Annotated in this window: 19 protein-coding genes and 1 riboswitch; of the genes, 2 read left to right on the top strand and 17 right to left on the bottom strand. The window is 61.1% G+C overall.

The annotated features are described in order from the left end of the window. Nucleotides 1–99: 99 nt before the first annotated feature. From AC6I99_RS05070 to AC6I99_RS05050, 5 genes are all read right to left on the bottom strand, one after another. Entirely contained in the window at nt 100–1,143 is a 1,044-nt protein-coding gene (locus AC6I99_RS05070; RefSeq protein WP_497946197.1) for an RNase H family protein, read from the bottom strand. Between the two features lie 197 nt (nt 1,144–1,340). Then, nucleotides 1,341–2,966, bottom strand: coding sequence for a chaperonin GroEL (gene groL / locus AC6I99_RS05065; RefSeq protein WP_224093650.1), 1,626 nt, complete (start codon nt 2,964–2,966; stop codon nt 1,341–1,343). Nucleotides 2,967–3,279: 313 nt separating this feature from the next. Beyond that, entirely contained in the window at nt 3,280–3,483 is a 204-nt protein-coding gene (locus AC6I99_RS05060; RefSeq protein WP_216926027.1) for a cold-shock protein, read from the bottom strand. Nucleotides 3,484–3,672: 189 nt separating this feature from the next. Further along, on the bottom strand, nt 3,673–4,293 hold the full coding sequence (locus AC6I99_RS05055) for a LytR C-terminal domain-containing protein (protein ID WP_224093649.1): 621 nt from the start codon (nt 4,291–4,293) through the stop codon (nt 3,673–3,675). A 48-nt stretch (nt 4,294–4,341) separates the two neighbouring features. Further along, the gene (locus AC6I99_RS05050) at nt 4,342–4,677 is read right to left on the bottom strand and encodes a DUF3263 domain-containing protein (RefSeq protein ID WP_396133470.1); all 336 of its coding nucleotides are present in this window, start codon (nt 4,675–4,677) and stop codon (nt 4,342–4,344) included. 108 nt (nt 4,678–4,785) lie between these two features. Between AC6I99_RS05050 and AC6I99_RS05045 the strand changes: the two genes are divergently transcribed. Both AC6I99_RS05045 and AC6I99_RS05040 read left to right on the top strand, forming a co-directional pair. After that, a complete protein-coding gene (locus AC6I99_RS05045; protein WP_497946208.1) occupies nt 4,786–5,553 on the top strand; it encodes a uracil-DNA glycosylase in 768 nt (255 codons plus the stop codon). A 52-nt stretch (nt 5,554–5,605) separates the two neighbouring features. Further along, the gene (locus AC6I99_RS05040; protein WP_497946211.1) at nt 5,606–6,445 is read left to right on the top strand and encodes a siderophore-interacting protein; all 840 of its coding nucleotides are present in this window, start codon (nt 5,606–5,608) and stop codon (nt 6,443–6,445) included. Here AC6I99_RS05040 and AC6I99_RS05035 read toward each other — a convergent pair. The 12 genes from AC6I99_RS05035 to gcvP form a co-directional block, all read right to left on the bottom strand. Beyond that, entirely contained in the window at nt 6,442–7,929 is a 1,488-nt protein-coding gene (locus tag AC6I99_RS05035) for a threonine/serine exporter family protein (protein WP_309926878.1), read from the bottom strand. The genes AC6I99_RS05040 and AC6I99_RS05035 overlap by 4 nt on opposite strands. Before the next feature lie 27 nt (nt 7,930–7,956). Continuing rightward, a complete protein-coding gene (locus AC6I99_RS05030; RefSeq protein WP_497960565.1) occupies nt 7,957–9,270 on the bottom strand; it encodes a peptidoglycan bridge formation glycyltransferase FemA/FemB family protein in 1,314 nt (437 codons plus the stop codon). A 106-nt stretch (nt 9,271–9,376) separates the two neighbouring features. Beyond that, nucleotides 9,377–10,465 (bottom strand): lipid II:glycine glycyltransferase FemX, encoded by a 1,089-nt coding sequence (locus AC6I99_RS05025; RefSeq protein WP_497947221.1) that lies wholly within the window; start codon nt 10,463–10,465, stop codon nt 9,377–9,379. Between the two features lie 122 nt (nt 10,466–10,587). Continuing rightward, on the bottom strand, nt 10,588–12,564 hold the full coding sequence (locus AC6I99_RS05020) for an ABC transporter ATP-binding protein/permease (protein ID WP_497960563.1): 1,977 nt from the start codon (nt 12,562–12,564) through the stop codon (nt 10,588–10,590). 2 nt (nt 12,565–12,566) lie between these two features. Next, nucleotides 12,567–13,706: a peptidoglycan-binding protein gene (locus tag AC6I99_RS05015; protein ID WP_497946213.1), complete on the bottom strand. Its 1,140-nt coding sequence runs from the start codon at nt 13,704–13,706 to the stop codon at nt 12,567–12,569. Continuing rightward, nucleotides 13,706–14,578, bottom strand: coding sequence for a hypothetical protein (locus AC6I99_RS05010; protein ID WP_497946215.1), 873 nt, complete (start codon nt 14,576–14,578; stop codon nt 13,706–13,708). Before AC6I99_RS05010 ends, AC6I99_RS05015 begins: the two co-directional genes overlap by 1 nt. Before the next feature lie 56 nt (nt 14,579–14,634). After that, complete coding sequence (locus tag AC6I99_RS05005) at nt 14,635–15,027, bottom strand: hypothetical protein (protein ID WP_497946217.1); 393 nt, start codon at nt 15,025–15,027, stop codon at nt 14,635–14,637. 232 nt (nt 15,028–15,259) lie between these two features. Next, complete coding sequence (locus tag AC6I99_RS05000) at nt 15,260–16,081, bottom strand: DNA/RNA non-specific endonuclease (protein WP_497946219.1); 822 nt, start codon at nt 16,079–16,081, stop codon at nt 15,260–15,262. Nucleotides 16,082–16,119: 38 nt separating this feature from the next. Continuing rightward, nucleotides 16,120–17,538, bottom strand: a complete 1,419-nt coding sequence (locus AC6I99_RS04995) for an L-serine ammonia-lyase (protein ID WP_497946221.1) — start codon at nt 17,536–17,538, stop codon at nt 16,120–16,122. Between the two features lie 434 nt (nt 17,539–17,972). After that, a complete protein-coding gene (gcvH, locus tag AC6I99_RS04990) occupies nt 17,973–18,359 on the bottom strand; it encodes a glycine cleavage system protein GcvH (RefSeq protein WP_223935990.1) in 387 nt (128 codons plus the stop codon). 290 nt (nt 18,360–18,649) lie between these two features. Then, nucleotides 18,650–19,783, bottom strand: a complete 1,134-nt coding sequence (gcvT, locus tag AC6I99_RS04985) for a glycine cleavage system aminomethyltransferase GcvT (protein WP_497960561.1) — start codon at nt 19,781–19,783, stop codon at nt 18,650–18,652. Nucleotides 19,784–19,796: 13 nt separating this feature from the next. After that, nucleotides 19,797–22,664, bottom strand: a complete 2,868-nt coding sequence (gene gcvP / locus AC6I99_RS04980; RefSeq protein WP_497960560.1) for an aminomethyl-transferring glycine dehydrogenase — start codon at nt 22,662–22,664, stop codon at nt 19,797–19,799. Nucleotides 22,665–22,849: 185 nt separating this feature from the next. Continuing rightward, a riboswitch (glycine riboswitch) is annotated at nt 22,850–22,947 on the bottom strand. Between the last annotated feature and the right edge of the window lie 34 nt (nt 22,948–22,981).

Here is a 22,981-nt window from a genome sequence, read left to right as displayed (position 1 = left end):
GCTGTCTTCCCCCTGTGCAGCCGCCCCGCAGGTCATTAAAGCCCGTTGCTTCCTGAGCTGTACTTCCTCTGCCGTGCTTCCTGTTTGCTTCCGGTTGGGTCAGTTTTCGGGGGTTCCCTGGTGGAATCGGAGCCGCCACTGGCCTCGGTCCAGGAGCCAAACGGAACTGCGGAGGGCCGAACCTGAGTGCGCGAAACTGCGGTAGTTCAGCAGGATCGTGTTCTCACTCAAGCGATCGGCGCTAAGAACTTCCAGTTCAATCGGTTCGCCGGGGTCCTCCTCGAGGGCGACCATCATGGCGTCCCGGGTCCAGAAGCGACCGGAGCTGCCAATCTCGGCAAAGTCGGGATGAAGCAATACTCCAATCCTGCCGATGTCAGTCCTCACATCGGGGCGCAGGAGTTCGCGCTCCAGGGCAACCACGACTTCCTCCGCGGGCAATTCCCGCGCGGACGCATCCTCGTCCAGTTCACTGAAAAGATCCGGCTGGCCGAAGATACCCGACTCCCCAAACAGGGTGGGTTCCGAGTGGGATTGGAATCCGCGCCCGGCTCTGGCCGGCGGAACTGGAGTGGTCGTGGGAACGGCCCCTACTGTGCGTACGGATCCGGCTGTAGGAACGGCCCCGGTGCCGGCGGCCGCTGCGGCAGGAACAGGTTCGGCCAAGACTTGGTGTGAGCCCGTAAACCCCGGTCCGATAGGAGCTGCCGTGCCCTGCTGGAAGGCGGTGGCTACGGCGCGTGCGCGCTCGTCTGCTGCCTCGTTGAGGTCATGTCCGGCGTGACCCTTGACCCATTCAAACGTGTATTTGCGCCCGACGATTGCTTGGTCGATGTCCTTGAGGAGGTCAACGTTCAGCACGGGCTTTCCGTCAGCCTTCCGCCAGCCCTTCCGCTTCCACCCGGGCATCCACTTGGTGATGCAGTTGATGACGTACTGGCTGTCGCAAAGGATCAGCAGTTCTTCCTGCGGTATGTGGGCCGTGGAACGGAACAGGTCCAGGACAGCCATGAGCTCGCCCATGTTGTTGGTGCCGTGTGGCCAACCTCCGGCGCGCCAACAGGAATCGTCAACGTACCAGGCCCAACCGGCCGGCCCGGGATTGCCGAGGGCAGAGCCATCGGCGGCAGCAATAATCGTCATGCCTTCAATCCTGCCAGACCGCACAGACACTGAAAGCGTGCTAGCGCCCAACTCAGTAGCAGCAGATGCCGTTTTGAACGCTGAAAAGGGCATCTGCTGCTACCTGCTTGGGCGCCGACGCAAACGACGGCGGCCCCCACCAAATGGTGAGGACCGCCGTCGTTTGCTCTAAAGCGTGACGCTACAGCTTAGGAGGCTTAGAAGCCGCCCATGCCGCCCATGTCGTCGCCACCGGCAGCCGGAGCGTTCTTCTCAGGCTTGTCGGCAACTACAGCCTCGGTGGTCAGGAACAGACCAGCGATGGAAGCAGCGTTCTGGAGAGCCGAGCGGGTGACCTTTACGGGGTCGTTGACGCCAGCAGCCAGCAGGTCTTCGTAGACACCCGTGGCAGCGTTCAGGCCGTGGCCGGAAGGCAGGCCGCGAACCTTGTCTGCAACAACGCCCGGCTCGAGGCCGGCGTTGAAGGCGATCTGCTTCAGCGGAGCATCGATGGCAACCTTGACGATGTTGGCACCGGTTGCTTCGTCACCCTGGAGGGTGAGGTTGGCGAATGCCTTGGCGCCAGCCTGGATGAGGGCAACGCCACCACCGGCAACGATGCCTTCTTCAACAGCAGCCTTGGCGTTGCGGACAGCGTCCTCAATGCGGTGCTTGCGTTCCTTGAGCTCAACCTCGGTTGCGGCACCGGCCTTGATGACTGCAACGCCGCCGGCCAGCTTGGCCAGGCGTTCCTGCAGCTTCTCGCGGTCGTAGTCGGAATCGGAGTTCTCGATCTCGGCGCGGATCTGGGCAACACGGCCTGCGATCTGGTCGGCGTCGCCGGCACCTTCAACGATGGTGGTCTCGTCCTTGGTAACGACAACCTTGCGGGCGGTACCGAGGAGATCGAGTCCAGCGTTCTCCAGCTTGAGGCCAACCTCTTCCGAGATGACCTGGCCACCGGTGAGGATGGCGATGTCGGCGAGCTGTGCCTTGCGGCGGTCACCGAAGCCCGGAGCCTTGACGGCAACAGACTTGAAGGTGCCACGAATCTTGTTGACGATCAGGGTGGCCAGGGCCTCGCCCTCGATGTCTTCAGCGATGATCAGCAGCGGCTTGTTGGACTGCATGACCTTCTCCAGGACCGTGACAAGTTCCTTCACGTTGGAGATCTTGGAGTTCACGATCAGGATGTACGGGTCTTCGAGGACCGTTTCCTGGCGCTCAGCGTCGGTGACGAAGTAAGCGGAGATGTAACCCTTGTCGAAGCGCATGCCTTCGGTGAGTTCGAGCTCCAGGCCGAAGGTGTTGGACTCTTCGACCGTGATGACGCCTTCCTTGCCCACCTTGTCCAGGGCCTCGGCAATGAGGCTGCCGATTTCCGGGTCGCCGGCGGAGATGGAAGCCGTAGCTGCGATCTCTTCCTTGGTCTCGATCTCCTTGGCGGAGGCGAGCAGCTCGGTGATGACGGCCTCGACGGCCTTCTCGATGCCGCGCTTCAGGGACAGGGGGTCGGCGCCGGCGGCAACGTTGCGCAGGCCTTCCTTGACCAGTGCCTGGGCGAGAACCGTAGCGGTGGTGGTACCGTCGCCAGCGACGTCATCCGTCTTCTTGGCAACTTCCTTGACCAGCTCAGCACCGATCTTCTCGTAAGGATCGTCCAGCTCGATCTCCTTGGCGATGGAAACACCATCGTTGGTGATCGTGGGGGCGCCCCACTTCTTTTCGAGGACGACGTTGCGTCCACGCGGGCCGAGGGTGACCTTGACGGCGTCGGCGAGGATGTTCAGGCCCCGCTCGAGGCCGCGGCGTGCCTCTTCATCAAATGCAATGATCTTGGCCATAACGGCGGTAGTCCTTTCGGGACAGTCGTTAAGAAGGAACCTGTCAGATAGGGTGCCCGCGACGGACGGTCCTTTGCTTGCGGCCTCTGTATGCCCCGCGCTCCGGACCTCACCCCACCAAGGTGTTTCTTGATCCTCCTGACGTTCCGGGAGCCATCTACTGCCGGCGTAAACCGGGCCGCAGTTAGCAGTCGAAGCGTAGGAGTGCTAAATCAATAATTAGCACTCGACCGGGGAGAGTGCAAGCAGAAGCGCCACTTTGCGCTATAAACAAAGGGGTTTCAGCCGTTAGCTGACGCGACGGCCGAGGGGACTATGCAACGCGGACACTTTCGGCCTGCGGACCCTTCTGACCTTCGCCTAATTCGAACTCCACCCGCTGGCCTTCCTCAAGAGCGCGGAAGCCTTCCATCTGAATCGCGGACCAGTGCACGAAGACGTCGTCGCCGGAGTCATCCACAGTGATGAATCCATACCCTTTTTCGGCATTGAACCATTTGACGGTTCCCAAAGCCATGATGCCCACACTTTCACAGTAGCCAAGACCGGTTGCCGGGATCTCCGGACCGGAATCAATCCACTGTAACCACAGTCACTCGCCGCGCGCTGCTGCGGAGGGGTCCACCATGACTTTTGTTATTGAGGCTTAACCGAGTTGCCACTTTCGAGGCTGGAACCCCGGGAAAATGCTCGAAGATCGGCGGAACTACTGGTAGCCAGGTCCCACAACAACAACCAGCGGCTGCTGGATTTCAGGAGATTCAACAACGGCGGAAATACCCAGGAGCTTGCCCAGCGCTTCTGCGTTCGCCTTCTGGCCGGGAACGTTGTAGAAGACCACGGAAGACTGTTGCGGCAGGCCTCCCCAGTTCCCCACAGTTCCCAGCGTCCAGCCATCGCCTTGGACCAGCCCTGCGACGCGGCTCGCAAGCCCGGCCGTCGCCGTGCCGTTGTAGACGGCAACTGCAACGGTTTTGTCCACCGGTGCAGCAGAAGGAGTTGCCGAGGCTTCGCCGGAAGGTGTGGTGCCCGGGCTCGGCTCACCGGAAGCGATGGGCGCGTTGCTTGATTCGGTAGGTGCAGCCGAAGGGGAAGTTTCACTCTGCTGGGGCGCCGGCGTCGAAACGCTTGCGGACGCACCGGGGGCAACCAGGCCAAGCCGCGGAAGTATAAGGAAAGCGACGAGTCCCAGCACCAGTGCGACGGCTCCGACGGTCAAGACCGGCCACAAATTGGGGCGGGCTGTCTCTTGGGCGTCACGGTGAACACCCTGCCGGGAGCTGTTCTGTGGGACCCGGTCGAATTCATCCTTGGCAAATTTGGTCATGGTGAAGCCTTGTCCTTGCTGGTTGCTGCTGACTATCAGCCGGGCGATTTACGCGTCGGACCCCAGGCGGCGCGCTGTCCGCGCACGTTGGCGCGACGTACGTAGTCTACGCAATCTCTTCACAAGCATGGGATCGTGGGCCAACGCATCTTCGGTATCGATAAGTGCGTTCAGGATCTGGTAGTAGTGGGTGGCGGAGAGATTGAAGAGCTCACGGATCGCCTGTTCCTTGGCGCCGGCGTACTTCCACCATTGCCGCTCCAAGGCCAACATTTGCTGATCACGGTCACTTAAAGGTGAGTCGCTGCGGGTCTCTGCCGCCAGGTCTTCAAGTGCCAAACCGGTAGACTGCGGCGCCATTGGTTCCGGTGCTGGTTCTGCCACGGCACACTCCTTGACGCTGGTTGGGGGAAAATGTCCTACACCCATGTTACGGGCGAATAACAACGCTGTCATTCGCACCGCCGATGCCATGGAGGGGACAATGACAGGGTGACTGGCGAGGATGCACTGTTTGACCTGGAACCTGCCGGCGTTGCCGATCCGGGCTTCGACGAGCTTGTTGACCGACCCCTGGAAGAGCTGATGGCCGCGGATTGGGCGGACGCCTTGCGACCCGTGGAAGGCCAACTCCGTGAAGCTTTGGCCTTTGTTGCGGGTCAGGTTGCCCAAGGGATCCAGGTCCTACCCCCGGCTACCAACCTGCTCCGGGCTTTCTGCCGACCACTGGCCGACGTCAAAGTACTCATCCTTGGCCAGGACCCGTACCCAACCCCGGGACACGCCGTCGGGCTTTCCTTTGCCGTCTCGCGGCATACGCGGCCGATCCCCCGGAGCCTGGCAAATATCTATCGTGAACTCCACGACGACCTTGGGCTCCCGCCGCGCATCCATGGCGACCTCACAGCCTGGACGGACCAAGGCGTCTTGCTGCTGAACCGCGTCCTTAGCGTCGCAGCGGGAAACGCCGGCTCACACCGCGGCAAAGGCTGGGAGGCAATCACGACGGCGGCCGTCAGGGCGGTAGCCCATCGCACCGACGTCGCGGGACGCCGTAGTCCGCTGGTAGCGATTCTGTGGGGGAAGGACGCCGAAGCGGTCATGCCGCTGCTGGATGGTACACCGGCAATCACGTCAGTGCACCCGAGTCCCCTCTCAGCATCCCGTGGTTTCTTTGGTTCCAAGCCCTTCAGCCGCACCAACCAACTGTTGATGGAACAGGGCGCAGAGCCCGTCAATTGGGAACTACCCATCTTGTAACCTTTGACTCATACCCAGGTGGCACCCAATGAATTAGCTTAGGCTTGCCTACATGGCTGCTCTCCCCGTTACCTCGTCCGCCACCCGGAACACGCGCCCGCAGGTTAACCTGACCGTCCTGCGCAAAGAATGGCTCTCACCCCACATGGTGCGGATCGTCGCCGGCGGCCCAGGGTTCAGCGACTACGCCAACAACGAATACGTGGACCGATACGTCAAGATAGTTTTTCCGCAGCCCGGCGTTGATTACCGGCTTCCGCTGGACCTGTGGGGAATCCGCGAGTCAATGCCACGTGAGCAATGGCCTCACACCCGGACGTACACCATCCGATGGGTGAACCTTGAAGAACGGGAACTGGCGATTGACTTCGTAGTCCATGGCGACGAGGGCCTGGCAGGGCCTTGGGCGGCGGCAGCAGAACCCGGAGACTCCCTGATTTTTACCGGGCCCGGCGGCGGCTACAACCCCGCGCCCGACGCCGATTGGCACCTCTTCGCCGGCGATGACGCCGCGATTCCAGCCATTGCAGCCTGCATAGAGGCCCTCGCCCCGGAAGCCCGCGGATATGCGTTGCTTGAGGTGGACAGCGCCGAGGACATCCTGCCTATCGCCGCTCCTGCCGGTCTGGAACTCCGTTGGCTCCAGCGCAACGGAGTGCCGGCCGGATCAAGCGAGGTGTTGCTGGACGCGCTTCGCGACGTGCAGTGGCTGCCCGGCCGCGTAGATGTCTTTGCGCATGGCGAGAGGGGCTACATGAAGGGCCTGCGGCAGATCTTCTTCACCCAGCGCGGCCTGGAGCGTTCGCAGGTTTCACTCTCCGGCTACTGGGCCCAGGGCCGGGTAGAGGAAGTGTTCCAGGCAGAGAAGAAGCTCCCCGTAGGGCAGATCTAGCGGCGCCGTACCCTGCGGCGCTCGTTGCTGGATAGTCCCTTCGTAAGCGGCCTTGCCAGGTTGTCGCCGAGCACGATGCCTGCTGCCACTCCCAGGACGATCGCGCCTGCGTTCAACATGCCCCCGGCGCCCTGCAGAATGTCCGCTTCCTCGATGGTCAATACATACATCGAACGGAATATGGTTAGACCGGGCAGCAGAATGAGCGCGGCCGGAACAGCCACCACAAGTTGGGGAGCACCAAGTTTCAGCGCCACTACCCGAGCCAGCAGGCCGATAGCCACAGCCGAAACTGCCGGCGACAAGCGGTCGCCAAACCCGGCTGTGGTAGCCCCCCACAAGACGAAGAAGCCAACCAGGCCGACTGCCGCCGTCGGGAGTAACAAACGCATCTGCGTCTGTTCGGTGACCCCGATAGCTACTACGGCGATCGCGATCAGGATGGCTTGGCCCCACAAAGGATACGCGTCCGGGAATGTTTTGGTGACGTCCAGGACTTCGCTGCCCATGAGGGTCCCGACCACAACCGCTACGGCGATACCGGCGACGATCGCGCCGAAGGTGAGCAACGTGGAGAGGAATCGTCCGGCGGCCGTGACGGGGAAGCCGTTGATGGCGTCCTGAACGGAAGACACAAGCCTGCCTGTGGGAAGCAACAACAGGATCCCGCCCGCAACCACAATGGACGGAGCGATGTCCGCGCCCGCCCAACGCAGCATGAGGGCGATAAATGTAACCAGGAACGAGCACGACAGGGTGATGAAGAAGTCCGGGGTGCGCCACCGGCTCAGTTGACGCGCAACCAGGCTGATGAGCAAGTTGGAGCCAAATGCCAGGGCTGAAGCGCCCGGACCGCCGCCCAGTACGCCCACGAACACCGCGGCGAACACAGCGAAGGCAACGGTCACCATCCAGCGAGGGAAGGGCTTGGCGCTCCGGACGATGTCGTTGAGTCGACGGACTGCTTCGTCGCGGGCAACGCCTCCGGCCACAATGTCCGTGACCAGTTGATGCACTTGGGCGAGGCCGGCGTAGTTGTTGGTCCACGAGCGCACCACACGCAACAACGTGATGGGGGTCTGGTCCTTCGGTGCATAGTTGATGGCCACCGACTGGTTGGTGATGTCCACTTCGACGTTCTTCAAGCCAAGAGCGGCAGTCACGGCAATCATGCTGGTCTCAACTTCAAGGGCGCCTGCGCCGTAGCGGAACATGACTTCGGCCAGATGCAGGGCGAAGTCGATGGTCTTGCGCGCTGAAGCGTCGACGCCGACAACCTGGATAGTTGGGTTGGCGTACGGACTTCCCGCGAGCCGGTCCACGATGTTCATGGGGGCTGTGGGCGGACTATCGCCTTGCACCAAGCGCATCAGCATGCGTTTGGCATTGGCGTTCTGCCGGATTTGCGATGGCCGCATCGGCTGGGTCTTGGGCAAGCCGTCAGTGTGAGGCCTGCCGCCGGAGCCCTCAGGGCGTTCAGTCACGCAGCGTTCCTCCCTTGGCTTCGTTGATTAGTTCTTCCCCCGAAATTTCCTCAGCAGGTTTCCGGGCTCCGGCAATTTTGCCAGTACCGTCTTGGCGGCAGCTGCAAGCTTCCTGACCGCCTGGTACGCAGTGAAGACCGGCAGATTCACCGGTGCAACGAAGTCGCCCACCAGTTGGACCACTTCGCCGCCGAAGCCCTTCTTGAATTCGTAGCCGCCGTGACCGGTTTCATCCTGGCCCTGAATGCCGAACGTGCCATAGAAGTTGTATCGCGAGTAGCCGTTGTTCAGCGCGTGCAGCATCATGCCCCAGTAGAGCGACGTTGCCCCGTTGAAGTAGATGTAGTCCTGCACAGTGCCGCCGATCACGCACACGATTTCATCGCCGGAGCAAGCGAAGTGGATTGCCGCAACCGTAGCCACGCCGACCGAGTCGGGGAAGCGTTCGATGTCCTTCAGGCTCCGCTCGTAGCTGTCCACGAGATCCTGGACAACCTTGACGCGGTTGGCCTTCTTCTTGCTCCCGGTTTCCTCGACCTCTCGCTTGAGGTCCGCGAGAGTCTTGGCTTCGGCATCCAGGCGCTCGGTGATGGACGCCCGGTATTCGGGGATGTTGATCTTGGCCATCATGAGCTTGGTGAACTCATCCGAGGTATTGCGGAGCAGTCCTTCGTAGTATTCACGCTCGCGGTAGGTGAAGCCCTTTTCGTCGCCGGCCGTGCTCAGCGCGTTGTAGAAGTCGTCCAGCGTTTCCAGCGTGGCCTGCTCCAGGTAAACGCCGTTCTTTTCGGCCTTCCGAATGGCTTTGCGCGTGCGGTAGTTCATGCCCATGATGAGCTCTTCGGAATCGGCGATCCCGTCCAGCTTCTTGACGAACATCCAATTGATGTTCGCGAAATTCATGTCAAAGCCCTGGTGCTTGAAGCCCAACCCTGCCAGTTCCTTCAGCAGTGGACGGTTGTCCTCAACCTCCGGGTGCTCCGCCCCGTCCTCGTCGCGGGCGATGTACTTGACGTTTGGCGAGATCCGCAGCTCAGCAGCCTTCTTGGAGGCCGCATGCTTTTTCAACTGCTCGATGACGAACCGCACCGTTTCGGCGTCGTTGTAGTCCAGCAGTGGTCCCTTTGCGCAGTCGCAGACCTTGTAGCCAAAACGGTTGGCTGTGTAGACGAGCTTTCCGGCGGCAATCAGGCTGCCGCCGCGGGTTACGCCAAAGAGCTCCACCTCCTGGCCGCGGGCACGCTGGAACCGCGCCAGGTCTACGGACTGGATGAAGCTGCCTTGCGGGTGTCCCTTTGCGAATGTCTCGAAATCAGCGTCATTGAGAATCACGAATTCCATGCCGGTTCCAGCCTCAATCGGAGTCAAAGAAATTACCTCACCTAGATAGATTTGCACCCGTTGGTGGCCGGGGCGGGCCTGAAGTGTGTTGGGTTGGTGCCGGTTCTTAGTAGAACTGTCCGCCGGTGCGCATGGTTTCCAGCCGGCGGAAGACGCGTTCGGCACCCTTGAGCCAGAGCTTATGCCGGATTCGTCCGAGGACGAGGTCGTAGCAGCCTACGAAGTCCGTAACGGTCTTGGTGAAACTCGTCTTGAACAAGCCCATGCCAAATAGTGGGTGGGTCTTGTCCTTGATCCGGGCGGCAGGTGGCGTGCCGCAGAAATCGTACTCAACGCAGCCCAGATCCTGCATCCGCTGGATAGCTGCCCACTGGACCAAATGCGAATCACCGTATTGCTTGCGGTTCTGCGTGGAGCCGCCATCCTTGTAGGTTGCCTTGGAGCCATAGTTGATAACGAAAGCACCGACGCTGGGTGCACCGTCCTCATAGACAAAGAAGAAGTGCCCCTGCCCGCGGCTGCAGAATTCGTGCCAGAAACGGGAGTAGTACTCATAACTCCGCAACGGCATAGCACCCTTGGCGTTCACGGTGTCTTGCATCAGTGCGTAGAGTTTGCGGTAGGTCTCCTCGCCAGGCTCAGCTGGGAGAACTTCGCATCCTTCACGTTCTGCCCTGCGGACGGCGTTGCGTGCCCGCGATGAAATGCTCCGCAACACTTCGTTGGCGGGGGCCGAAATATCCAGCAGCGCTGTTGAGTCGTTGGACTGGATATTTGGCGCTTTAACCAAGCCCCCGGCTTTCAGTTGAGCCGCCACCTCAGGCGAGTCCACGACGTCGGGCTCAATCTTGATGGTGAAGACGTTCATCTTCTGTTCACGGGCCAGCGCAGCGATTGCGGTCAGCATGGGGTTGATGTCATCCACAGAGGCGGCGTCCGGGCCCTTGATCAGGTACCACAGGCGGCCAAGGACAGGGAACTTCTTCTCAAGAAGCAAGTTGTAGCTGGAGTATTCGGAGGTCTCCAGAACCAAGCGGCGGACCAACCAGCCGTTGCCATCCTTGACTGCCGCATAGGCGTCCGACTGCAGCATGTTGCCGCCATTGGGGTTGGCTGTGACGTGCTTGTCCCAGTTATCGATTTCCTCGGCGGTGGCAAAGCGGGCGGTAAATTCTCGCAAGGTGGCCGTGTCCAATCTCAGGGGGTTGGTGCAGTGTTCAAATCGGTGCTCAGAAGCAAGTGCGCATGCGGACATGCAGCCCCAAGTCTATCGGGCGTAGGAAAATAGCTTGACTCTCCGTGAGTTGCCCGTTCGAGCTAGGCGCGAATTGCCTGCGCCGGATCCGCTCTGGACGCCGCAATAGCCGGATACACCGCAGAAAGAACACCGGTGGCTGCGCCGGCAGCGATCCCAGTCCACACTGATTCAGGTCCCAGCACCGGCGTCCACTCCTGGCTCAGGCAAAAGGCCAGGACGCCGAGCACCCCCACCGCTCCCCCCGCCAGGCCCCCACCCAATCCCACCAGCAAGCCCTCAAGGATAAACATCCGGGCAATGCTGGCGCGACTCGTACCGAGGGCTCTACGGAGAGCGATCTCCGATCTTCGTGTTTGCACGGTCAAATACATGGATGTAGCAGCGCTCAGGCAGGCAAGAGCGAGCAACACCCAGGAGATGACACTGATCAATACGCCCAAATCATTGTTCACACCTCTTCGGAGCGAGCGAAGGTCGGCCACGGTGTTTACTGTGAAGTGCTCGGGATGGGCGGCGTCGAGGGCTAAAGGAATCACGTCGGCCAGTGGCGCTGGAAACCCAGGGAGGGTGCGGACCACAAATACCGGGTTATCAGAAGCAGTGGACGGGTAGGCCCCGATCCCCAGGATGATGCTGTCTGCCAGAACAGGGTTCCTTCCGGTCTGGCTGAGTATGCCCACGACGGGAACCGGCTGCCCACCGATCCAAATTTTCTGGCCTGGACCCGCAGAAGGTATCCCCAAACGCGTGGCCGTGTCCTGTCCCACTATTGCCACTGGCTTTCCAAAGGACTCGCCCAGAAGAGACAGCGCAGAGGCCGGTTCAACTACGGCCTCGCTAAGTTCCAGAAACGTGGAATCCACGGCCAAGAGGGATCCCGCGAAGTCGTCCTCTTGGATGCCTGTATTTGGCCGAAAGCGTGTGGGTCGGAATTCGGAAGTCGCCATCTCAACGCGCAAACCAACCGCAACGACTCCATGAAGGGCCGCTATTTTGTTCTGCTGATCCCGCAAACCTGCGAGGTCAGGGTTTCCGGGTTGAACCCCCGAGGGACTCCTCGAGGCTTGCAGTTCATCCAATGCGGCTTCGGCCAAGCGCTCGGAAACCTGCGCGGAGGCGCTTTGGCTAAGTCCAACCGAGGCAACCAGTCCACCGGATCCCAGCATGAACGCCAGAATGAGCAGGATTGCTTTACCTGTCCTGGAGGTAAGGGACGCCAAGGCATCATAGATCTCGTCCGCCAGTAGATTGAGCCGTCGCCCAAGAGGCGCTGCGGCGAGAATTTCAGCTGAATCCGGGCGTCCACCCCTGGCCTCATGATGGGCCGAGCCTTGCGAACTCTGTGCATCGGGCGTTTCCAACCGTCCGTCGTTGATAACGATCTGCCGGTCTGCCGCGGCGGCGACGATCGGATCATGCGTTATGACGACGACGGTCACGCCCGTCTGATTCAAGGCTTTGAGATCCGCGATGACACTCTGCGTATTGCCACTGTCCAGGTTTCCAGTCGGCTCGTCTGCAAACAGGATCCTGGGCCTGGTCGCGAGGGCCCGCGCCAAGGCAAGACGTTGCCTTTCCCCTCCAGAGAGGTTCTTGCCGGGCACGTCCGTCCTGTGCAGCAACCCAACCCGACGCAGGGCCTCCGTCACCTGCAACTCCCGCTCCACGTGGCGGACACCTTGAACACGGAGGCCGAGCGCCGCATTTCGTGCTGACGATTCATCCAACATCACATGCGAGGCTTGGAAGACAAATCCAAACATCCGCGATCGCAACACGTCGCGCTGTTTCTCCGCCATCAGTGACACATCGGCACCGTTGATGAAGTACGTGCCCTCTGATGCGCGGTCCAACAGCCCAAGAATGTTCAGGAGCGTTGACTTGCCGGAGCCTGAGGGGCCGATGATCGCAACAAACTCACCCTCACCAATCTCAAGATTGACATCTTGAAGGGCAGCGGTGGGTACATCGGCTCCGCCATAGGAGCGCCCGATGCGTTCCAAGCGGAGCAGGGGAATCCCGCCGGGCGTTGGCATGTTCACGATACGTCGACGGCGGTTCCAGGCTCGAGGTCCGATGTCTCGGCCAAAGCAGCCCAGCCATCGCGCTGCCCCGTCACTGTCACGTCAATTCTCTCCACCGATGCGCCCTCACCAGTGTCCTTTTTCGAACTCGGCACCATCACGTACGTCCCGGTGTCGTCCTGTTTGATGGCAGTCAGGGGAACTGCCAAGGTCTCCTGGACCGGCTCCTTCACGTTGATAGAGACAGGCTGACCGGGTTTTGGCTTGTTGGGGTCCTCGGGAACAGAGGCGATGATGTCCATTCCGGGAAGCGTCCCCTTTTCCGCATTGCCTTGGTCGAAAACCCCGATGCTCTGAATGACGCCCTGAGCGTTGTAACCACTGGCTTCAAGCGCGACGGCCTGGCCAGCTTTGAGAGCTTCAGCCTGGGTAATGGACGCCCGTCCCACCACCACGTCCGGGGCAGTTTGCACTGTTGCTACCAAGAGATTGTCCGTCAGCACGGCTCCTGAAGCAGCAATGCTCGTCACCGAGCCCTCATCACCAGGAATTTGAACAAACTCCCTCCACCGGACCATGGTCTTCTTGTCGTCGGATTTTGGTGCTGGCTGATCAACGTCACGGTACAGAGCCGCCACGGATTCTTGGGTGTACTTATCAAATACTCCGGTCATGCTGGGCAGATACCCCATGGATTGAAGCCACTTTTGCAACGCGGAAACGTCTTGACCGTTGTCACCATCTTTGAGGTCGCGATACAGGGGGACGGACGTTGAGATAACAATAAGAGGGCGCCCGGACACAGTCGCAACGATCGTGCCGGGCTTTAGCGTGTCACCAACGGCAACCAGCATGCTCGTGATGACGGCGCGTTCAGTCCCTGAAGGTACTGATGCTGCGATGCCCACCGACGTTCCCGGAGTCATGCTCCCGGGGACGACCAGTGTGCTCGCCAAAGCCCTGCGCTCCACCGTGGCGGTCACCTGGACTGGAATGTTGATGGAGTCGAGGGCTGCAGACTGGGGTGACTTTATGTAACCTCCGGCAAGGAAGGCACCTGCCATTCCTGCCATGACTATGACCAGGAAGCCAATGATCCGCCGGAATCGAGGAACCCGCGGCACCTTGACTACCGCGTCCTGCTGCATCGGCATCAAGCGCCGCCCTTGCCGTGTTGCCGCAAAATCGTCCTGGCTTTTGCCAGAGCCTCGGTTTTATCAACGGCGAGCCTGTTCATGGCGGCTTGGTTGGCGGCGATCAGGGCAGATTGATACTGCGCCCGGATATCCGAGATGCGCTGCATTACCTTGGTTTCCTGCTTGCAGCCCGCGTCTTGTACAGCTGTCCTGATTTCGCCTTGCTTGTCCGAAGGGTATGAAGGAACCCAGGCATCGGGTGAATCCTGCCGCATTGAAATTCCGGCTTCTTTGAGGCAAGCAATCCAGTCATCGCGTGCTTTGCCCCACTCTGGATCCCGCTCAGATAATGCATTCGAGTCGTTGCTAATGTTCGTTAGCAATGAGTCCTGACCCGCGATTCTGCTACGGAAAGGAGGTATCTGACTGGACATAGTGGCGTTATCGCATTCAAAGTACTTCTTCACATTTGCGTCTGCTGATTCCCTCGTTTTGGAATCGTAAATGCCCGCTATGGTACGGATGATCGGCTTGTCATACCCGTACTTTGCCGCAAGTTCAGGAACCCAAACGCCATACGATTGGTCAGCCTTAACTGTCAGGTCGCCGTGCTTCTCCGGCATGATGACACCGGCGTTTTTCATGCAATCTTCAATGACGTACATGTTGGCTGCCGTTATGAGCATTGATTCATCGGGCGTCGCTTCATACGCATCCATGGGCAAAGAAATGGTCGCCGTCGCCGGATCAAGTTTTGCATGCACGCCGGAAAATGCTGCCCGGTCCACGGAAGGCAAGGAGGCGGCATCCAGTCCGGCGGGCTGCGAATTGACGCTGCATCCGGCCAATGCAACTACCAACACGATCAGACCCAGTGGATACCGCGCCATTTTGCCTCCTCAACTTTTCTACCTAGTGCGACCGCTGTACCGCTTGTTAGGCGGCATCAGTAGGCTTCGTCGTGACTTGAGATGCGGTTGTCCCAGTTGCCGCCACCGGGGTAGGCAATATCGGCCAGATAGCTGATTGCTTGCCCCTCCTTCATGTAAAATGAGTTTCCGCCGAAGTTCAGGTGCTCGTAGAACATGACGTACCTATAGGCTGGATTAGTGGTGTATCCCACAATATTTGATGTCGGATCATTAGCAGCGTCACCGACGTAAGTTGCCGCGTAGTTGTTAGAGTACTTCGTTCCGTTCCACACTGAACTCTGAAACAAACAGACCTTACCGTTGGCGCAGGTCTGATCAGCCCAGGCATTTGCCGCGCCCGCACCCACGCCAATTGAAACGGGAACTACTACAGCCGATGCGGCCAGAAATTTGGCAATTTTCCTCATGTCACCAGTCCATCTCTCTAGTAGTGAATTTCTGGTGACCCGTTCATTGTCGATTCGTTCCACAATGGCGCCCCCCAGCAGAACTGAAAATACCGACGTGAGGATGGAACGTCAATCAGGATGATGATTCTGACAATCAGAGTCGAAATATTTGCAGAATTATCAGAAATAGTCATCTTTGGGCGTCACGAAGCTCATGGCAGCGACACGTATAGAGGGGGCGTTCGTGCCGTTATAGCCGGATCTGCTCAGCGCTCTCCAACTTGATGGCTTTGGGTTCCTTGCCGAGTTCCCGCTGGCCGCTCACAAGGCGGTCCGCGTTGGCCAGCCGGGTGAGGCTCAGACCGGTAAGGTCAGCGATCTGTCCGATGGGAACCTGGAAGGTCCGGAACGGCCCCAGGGGCGGCGGTTCGCCTTCCAGGAGCCGTTGATCGATCGCTTTCTTCAGTTCAACCTTGCCCAGCAATGGCGATTGGTCCAGCACAAACCCGGCGGCGGCCAGCTTGGCGTCGTTGGTCCATACGGCGATTTTCCAGAATTTCCGCGGAACCTGCACGCCCCTGTACGGGAGGTCGTCGTCGAGAAGAACGGGCCCGGTAAACACGGTTATCTTGGCATCGTGCGCGTCCGCATGGCCCAGCACGTGGTCCTCGAGCCCAACCCACAGTTCCTTGCCCTGGTTGAAGTCGTCCACTTGCGGCGCGGCATTGGTAAAGGCAAATGTGTCCTGGTTGGCCTTCTTGGCCGTTGCCGGATCGCCCCAGACGGGATCCAGGCGACGAACCAGGTGGCCGCGATCGAACGCATTGTTTTTGTAGACGTCCGGGCCAGCCTGCTGCTCCTTGGGGATCCTGTCATCGAAATGCCAAGTCCCTTCCCGGGCCAGAGAGCTCAGTTCCCCGCCGCTGATGTTGACACCCACGATCGCCGCGAGCTTCCGGGGAGCCCGGAAGCGCACGGAGAAGTGCGTGTAGTCCAAAAGAATCGTCGTTGCCGACGGACTGGGCAGTTCAACGCGTGCCCGCAAAAAATCCTTGTCGTATCCCCCGCTCATGGATACAGCATGGCACTAGGGACAGACAGCGAACAGACTCAGCATTCGACGACGTTGACGGCCAGGCCGCCCATCGCGGTTTCCTTGTACTTGGAGGACATGTCCTTGCCGGTCTCGCGCATGGTCACGATCACCTCATCCAGGGACACCCGGTGCGTCCCATCACCCCACAACGCCATCTTCGCGGCGTTGATCGCCTTCGCCGCCGCGATCGCGTTCCGCTCAATACAGGGAATCTGCACCAACCCCCCGATCGGATCACACGTCAACCCCAGGTTGTGTTCCATCGCGATCTCCGCCGCGTTCTCCACCTGACCCGGCGTACCACCCATCACCTCGGCCAACCCCGCAGCAGCCATCGACGACGCCGAGCCGACCTCGCCCTGGCAGCCCACCTCAGCCCCCGAAATGGACGCCTGCTCCTTGTACAACACACCCACCGCCCCCGCAGCCAGCAGGAACTTCACCACCACATCGTCCTTATCCTTTTGGGTGGCCTTGTCCATGCCCGGCGCATAATGCAACGCGTAATACAACACCGCCGGGATAATCCCCGCCGCACCATTCGTCGGCGCCGTAACCACCCGCCCGCCGGAAGCGTTCTCCTCATTGACCGCCAACGCGATCAGGTTCACCCACTCCTGCCAATACTTCGGATCGTTACGGTCCTTGTCCTCCTTCAACAACCGCTCCAGCCAGTCCGGAGCACGACGACGGACCCTCAACCCCCCGGGCAACACACCCTCACGCTTCAGGGACGTCTCAACACACGCCTCCATCACATGCCAGATATGCAACAAACCCTCCCGGATCTCCTCCTCAGACCGGGACGCGCGCTCATTGATGAACATGATGTCGCTGATCCCCAACCCCTTCGAGGAACACCGACCCAGCAACTCAGCAGCCGTCCGGAACGGCAACGGCAACTCCGCCTTCGTCTCCTCCAACTCAGCCCGCGCCGCGTCCTCCTCACCCTCACGGACAATGAACCCGCCACCAACCGAGAAAAACGTCGCCTCCCGCAACGTGGCGCCCTCAGCATCAACCACAGCAAACTTCATCCCGTTCGTATGCCGCGGCAACACCGTCAACGGATGCAACACCATATCCTCCACCGCATACGGCAACTGCACCCCCGCACCAGCAACGCCAGCACCAGCAAGATTCAGCACACCCGTCTCAGCGATCGCAGCCAACCGCTCCTCCACCTCATCAGGCAGGATCAACTCCGGATGGTAACCCTCCAAACCCAACAGCGTCGCAGTCATCGTCCCGTGGCCACGGCCAGTCGCAGCCAACGACCCATACAAATCAACCCGCAACCCCGCCACCGAATCCAGCACCCCGGACTCACGCAACTCGCCAGCGAACACCGCAGCAGCACGCATCGGCCCCACAGTATGCGAACTCGACGGGCCAATACCCACAGAGAACAGATCGAAAACACCAACAGCCATGGCTGGATCCCTTAACAAAGCTTGAAAACGGTCCGGCAGATGGTCCTGCCGGAGGGCCGGCCCCCGCTTATGGCGGCAGGCGACCGAAGCACGACGCCGGATGGCCCCCAAAGGCGGCAACCCGGCGTCGCAAATTATTTAGTTCCTACAATCCCACGCTACGCCACAGTGGGCGCTGTATGGGCGCTTCGAGCCAACGTCCTCCGCGGACTCCAGCGGCCATTTCGGGGCTCCCCTGCCGAACATGCCGTGCGCACGGCATCTCCCGCAGCAACCCCACGAAACGGACTGGCAATACCTCATCGGCTGCGGGAACGGGCCCATGGGACCGGCGTCCGGAAGCGTGCGTCCAAGGGAGCGTCACGTCCGCCCAGCGGGCGTCTTCGCGACCGAGCACGCGGAGGACGTCGGCCCCGACGGGCCAACCATTGACCCTACGAGAGGTCTCCGCCGTTCTTGGAGGCGTACTCCTCGGCCGAAAGCAGCGGACCGTCGGACTCAGCCGCAACCTTGAAGAGCCAGCCGGCGCCATAGGGATCGTTGTTGATCAGGGCAGGATCGCCCACTACGGCGTCGTTGATCTCGGTGACCTCACCAGTGACCGGCGAGTAGAGGTCGGAAACACTCTTCGTGGACTCAACCTCGCCACAGGTCTCACCGGCAGTCACGGTGGAACCAACCTCAGGCAGATCCACGTACACGATATCGCCCAGCGCGTCGGTTGCAACCTCGGAGATGCCAACAGACACCAGGTTCCCCTCCCCGCGGGAAACCCACTCGTGCTCGTCGGAGTACTGAAGTTCAGGCGCTACTTTGGGCATTCTGTTTCCTTACTGTGGTTGATCAAAAAACTATGGCTGGGTTGGATGGTGGGGCACCGAATTACCCCGCGGGCCAGCCCCCGGCAGGTTGCCACTCCCCCAGCATTAAGCGGTTCACGAATCGCCAAAGTGGCCACGCGTCCTGGTGAGGTGCACGCCCCTTGCGGGGCCGGCCTCCGGCAGCATGCGTCCAAGGGAGCGTCGCGTCCGCCCAGCGGGCGCCATCGCGACCGAGCATGCAGAGGAGGTCGGCCCCGCCGGGCTTAAGGCGTGTCGGGACCCGACCCGGCCTACTTTTGGCGCTTGTAGAACGGCAATGCAACGACTTCGAACGGCTCGCTCTTACCCCGAAGGTCAATGTCCAACGCGGTCCCAAGCTCGCTGTGCTCAACATCCACGTAGGCAAGCGCTACCGGGTAGCCAAGTGTCGGGCTGGGCTGGCCGGAGGTGACTTCGCCTACCACTGCACCATCCTTGAGGACCGGGTAGTGGCTGCGGCCAGCGCGGCGGCCCAGGCCTTTGAGGCCTACGAGCTTGCGCCCGCTGGTGGAGCCGGCGCCGTCGGCCTTGAGCGCAGCGAGTGCCTCCTTGCCGACGAAGTCGCCTTCTTTGGAAAGTGCGACCACGGGACCGAGTCCTGCGGCGAACGGGTTTCCTTCGCGGGACAGTTCGTTGCCGTAGAGCGGCATGCCGGCTTCGAGGCGCAGGGAGTCGCGGGAAGCGAGGCCAGCGGGAGTGAGCTCGCCTTCTTCCGCGGCGTCGGCGATGGCCTGCCAGAGGGCAGCAGCGGAGTCGTTGGACACAAAGATCTCGAAACCGTCTTCACCGGTGTAGCCGGTGCGGGCAAGCAGCAGGTCCTGAGTACCGCCGTCGAACGTGAAGGGCACCTCAACAGCGGCGTAGTACTTCAGTTCGGTGACCAGCGCGTGCTGCTCTGCGGGCACGAGGCGCAGGAGGATGGCTTCGGCGCGCGGACCTTGGACAGCAATCAGCGAGGTCTCGGCCGAGGCGTCCTGAACAACCACGTCAAAACCAGTTGCGCGCTCCAACAGCGCCTCAGCCACTACCTTGGCGTTGCCAGCGTTCGGCACCACGAGGAACTTGTCCTCGCCGCGACGGTACGTGATGAGGTCGTCGATGATGCCGCCGTCTTCCTGGCAGATCAGCGAGTACTTGGCCTTGCCCTCGGCCATGGCGGAGATCTTGCCCACCAGGGCGTAGTCCAGGAACGCTGCCCCGTCCCGTCCTGTCACCCAGACTTCGCCCATGTGGGAGAGGTCGAACAAGCCGGCGGACTTGCGGACTGCGTGGTGCTCGGCCAACTCGGAGGAGTACTTGAGCGGCATCTGCCAGCCACCGAAGTCGGTGAAGGACGCGCCGAGTTTCTTGTGCTCTTCGTAGAGAGCTGTGTAGTTCTCAGTCATTGCGGGACCGTCCTTAGTTCTCGAAGTCTGCGGTGTTGTCCTCGAACGCTTCAAGGGGCGGGCAGGAGCACACCAGGTTGCGGTCGCCAGCAGCGCCGTCGATGCGTCCGACGGGCGGGAAGTACTTGTCCTGCTTCAGGTGGTGGACTGGGAACGCGGCCTGCTCACGCGTGTAGTCGCGGTCCCATGCAGAACTCACGACGGCGGCAGCCGTGTGCGGCGCGTTGCGCAGCGGCGAGTTCTCAACAGTGAAATCGCCGGTGGCAACCTGCTCGATTTCGGCACGGATGGTGATCATGGCCTCAATGAAGCGGTCGATCTCCACGAGGTCCTCGGACTCGGTCGGCTCCACCATCAAAGTGCCCGCAACCGGGAACGCCAAGGTGGGAGCGTGGAAACCGAAGTCGATGAGGCGCTTGGCCACGTCCTCAGCCGTGACGCCGGTGCGGGCAGTCAGTTCGCGGAGATCCAGGATGCACTCGTGGGCAACAAGACCGCCTTCGCCGGTGTAAAGAACCGGGAAGTGCTCATCCAAGCGGGAGGCAACGTAGTTCGCAGCAAGCAGCGCGGACTTGGTGGCTTCGGTGAGCCCCTGGCCACCCATGAGCTTCACGTAAGCCCAGGAAATCGGGAGCACACCGGCCGAACCGAAACGGGATGCCGAAATCGGAACGTCGTTTCCTTCGGTCCAGGAAGCAGCGTCGCCAGGCATGAATGGTGCCAGGTGTGCCTTTGCCGCAACCGGACCAACACCGGGTCCACCGCCGCCGTGCGGGATGCAGAAGGTCTTGTGCAGGTTCAGGTGGGAGACGTCGCCGCCGAACTTGCCCGGCTGGGCGAGCCCAACGAGTGCGTTGAGGTTTGCGCCGTCGATGTAGACCTGACCGCCGGCTTCGTGGATCGCGTCGCAAACTTCCCGGACGTCGGCGTCGTAAACACCGTGCGTGGACGGGTAGGTGATCATGATGGCCGAAAGGGCGTCCCGGTTGGCTTCGATCTTGGCTTTGAGATCCACGTGGTCGATGGTGCCATCAGGAGCGGTGGCCACCACTACTACCTTCATGCCAGCGAGCACAGCCGAGGCCGCGTTGGTGCCGTGGGCAGAAGCAGGGATGAGGCACACATTGCGCTGCTCGTCGCCGCGGGAAAGGTGGTAGCCGCGGATCGCAAGGAGGCCGGCGAGCTCACCCTGGGAACCGGCGTTCGGCTGGATGGAAACCTGATCGTACCCGGTGATCTCGGTCAGCTGGGATTCAAGGTCGGCAATGAGTTCACGCCAGCCAGCGGTCTGGGAGTCCGGAGCGAACGGGTGGATCGAGGCGAACTCCGGCCAGGAGATTGCTTCCATCTCGGCGGTTGCGTTCAGCTTCATGGTGCAGGAACCCAGCGGAATCATGGTGCGGTCCAGTGCGAGGTCGCGGTCCGAAAGCTTGCGGATGTAGCGCAGCAGCTGGGTTTCGGAGCGGTGCGTGTTGAATACCGGGTGCTGCATGAAGTCGCTCGTACGCTCAACGGAAGATTCCAGCGCAAAACCTTCAGCGGATTCGGTGACCGAGGCGCCGAAGACATCCAGGACGCCGCCGACAATCTCTGAGGTAGTGGTCTCGTCAACAGAAATGCCCACCAGATCAGCGTCAATGCTGCGCAGGTTGATTCCCTTGGCCTCGGCAGCGGCAACGATCCCGGCAGCCTTGCCGGGAACGCGGACGGTGATGGTGTCGAAGAAGGAACCGTGAAGGACCTCGACGCCGGCGCCCTTCAGGGACGCTGCAAGCGTGCGCGCGTGACCGTGGGCGGTCTCGGCGATTGCCTTCAGGCCTTCGGGACCGTGATAGACGGCGTACATGGACGCGACGATGGCAAGCAGGGCCTGGGCCGTGCAGATGTTGGACGTGGCCTTCTCGCGCCGGATGTGCTGCTCACGGGTCTGCAGCGCCAAGCGGTAAGCGGGGACACCGGCGTCGTCCTTGGAAACGCCCACCAGACGGCCCGGCATGGAACGCTCGAGGCCCTTCTGGACGGCCATGTAGGCGGCGTGGGGGCCGCCGAAGAACAGCGGAACGCCCAGGCGCTGGGCGGAGCCGACGGCGATATCGGCGCCCTGCTCGCCCGGAGGCGTGATGAGCGTCAGCGAGAGCAGGTCTGCAGCCACGGTGACGAGCGCGCCACGTTCCTTGGCGTCAGCGATGACGGCGGAGTGATCGAACACGCGGCCGGAAACGCCGGGCTGCTGCAGGACGACGCCGTTGATGGCGCCTTCCGGGAGGCCGAGCGAAAGGTCAGCGACCTCAACCTCGAAGCCGAGTGCCTCGGCACGGCCCTTCACGATGGCAATGGTCTGGGGAAGGCAGTCGGCGTCGAGGACCGTCTTGCCGTCATGGGCGGCCTTGTTCTTGTTGGCGCGGCGCATCATCAGCACGGCTTCGGCCACTGCCGTTGCTTCGTCCAGCAGGGAGGCGTTGGCGATCGGCAGGCCCACGAGGTCCTGGACCATTGTCTGGAAGTTCAGCAGAGCTTCGAGGCGGCCCTGGGAGATTTCCGGCTGGTAGGGCGTGTACGCGGTGTACCAGGCCGGGGATTCCAGGATGTTGCGTCGGATAACCGGCGGCGTGACGGTGTCGTAGTAGCCCTGGCCGATCATCTGGACGGCGGTCTTGTTCTTGGACGCAAGCTTGCGCAGCTCGGCCAGCACCTCAACTTCGCTGAGCGCGTTTTCAAGGGTGAGGGCAACGTCCTGGCGGATGTCGTTGGGAACGGCTGTATCAACCAAAGAATCGACGGTGTCGTAGCCGACCGTCTTGAGCATGGTTTCAATGTCGGCCTGGCGGCGGGCGCCAATGTGCCGGTCGACGAAGGTGGTGGAGGCTGAACTAACCGTCACGAAGGAACTCCATTACTTGGGCGGCGTTGGGTACGCCACAGCGGCTCGGGTTCCTCCCCGCTCTGTATTGGACCTGAGAGTTTCCGCGTGTTGCTTGAACAACGATCGCTTGCACCGTCGGTGAGCACAGCACTTCTTCCGCGCCAAGAGGGCGCGGCAAAAGGCCTGCTACTTTCCAGAGTTGCCTCGCCGCGGCGGTGCGTGGGCCTGAGAGATTCCTGGGGAGGGTTTGCTCCTACGGCGCCCGCATCACTTGCTTGCGGGACTCTCCCGCCGCAGATCAAAGGCATATTCAATTTTTGCGGGCCCCTGTGAAG

Source organism: Arthrobacter sp. TmtSoilC77 (assembly GCF_059739415.1).
Note: the sequence above shows the minus strand (reverse complement) of the source record. Positions and strands in the feature narration are given on the sequence as shown.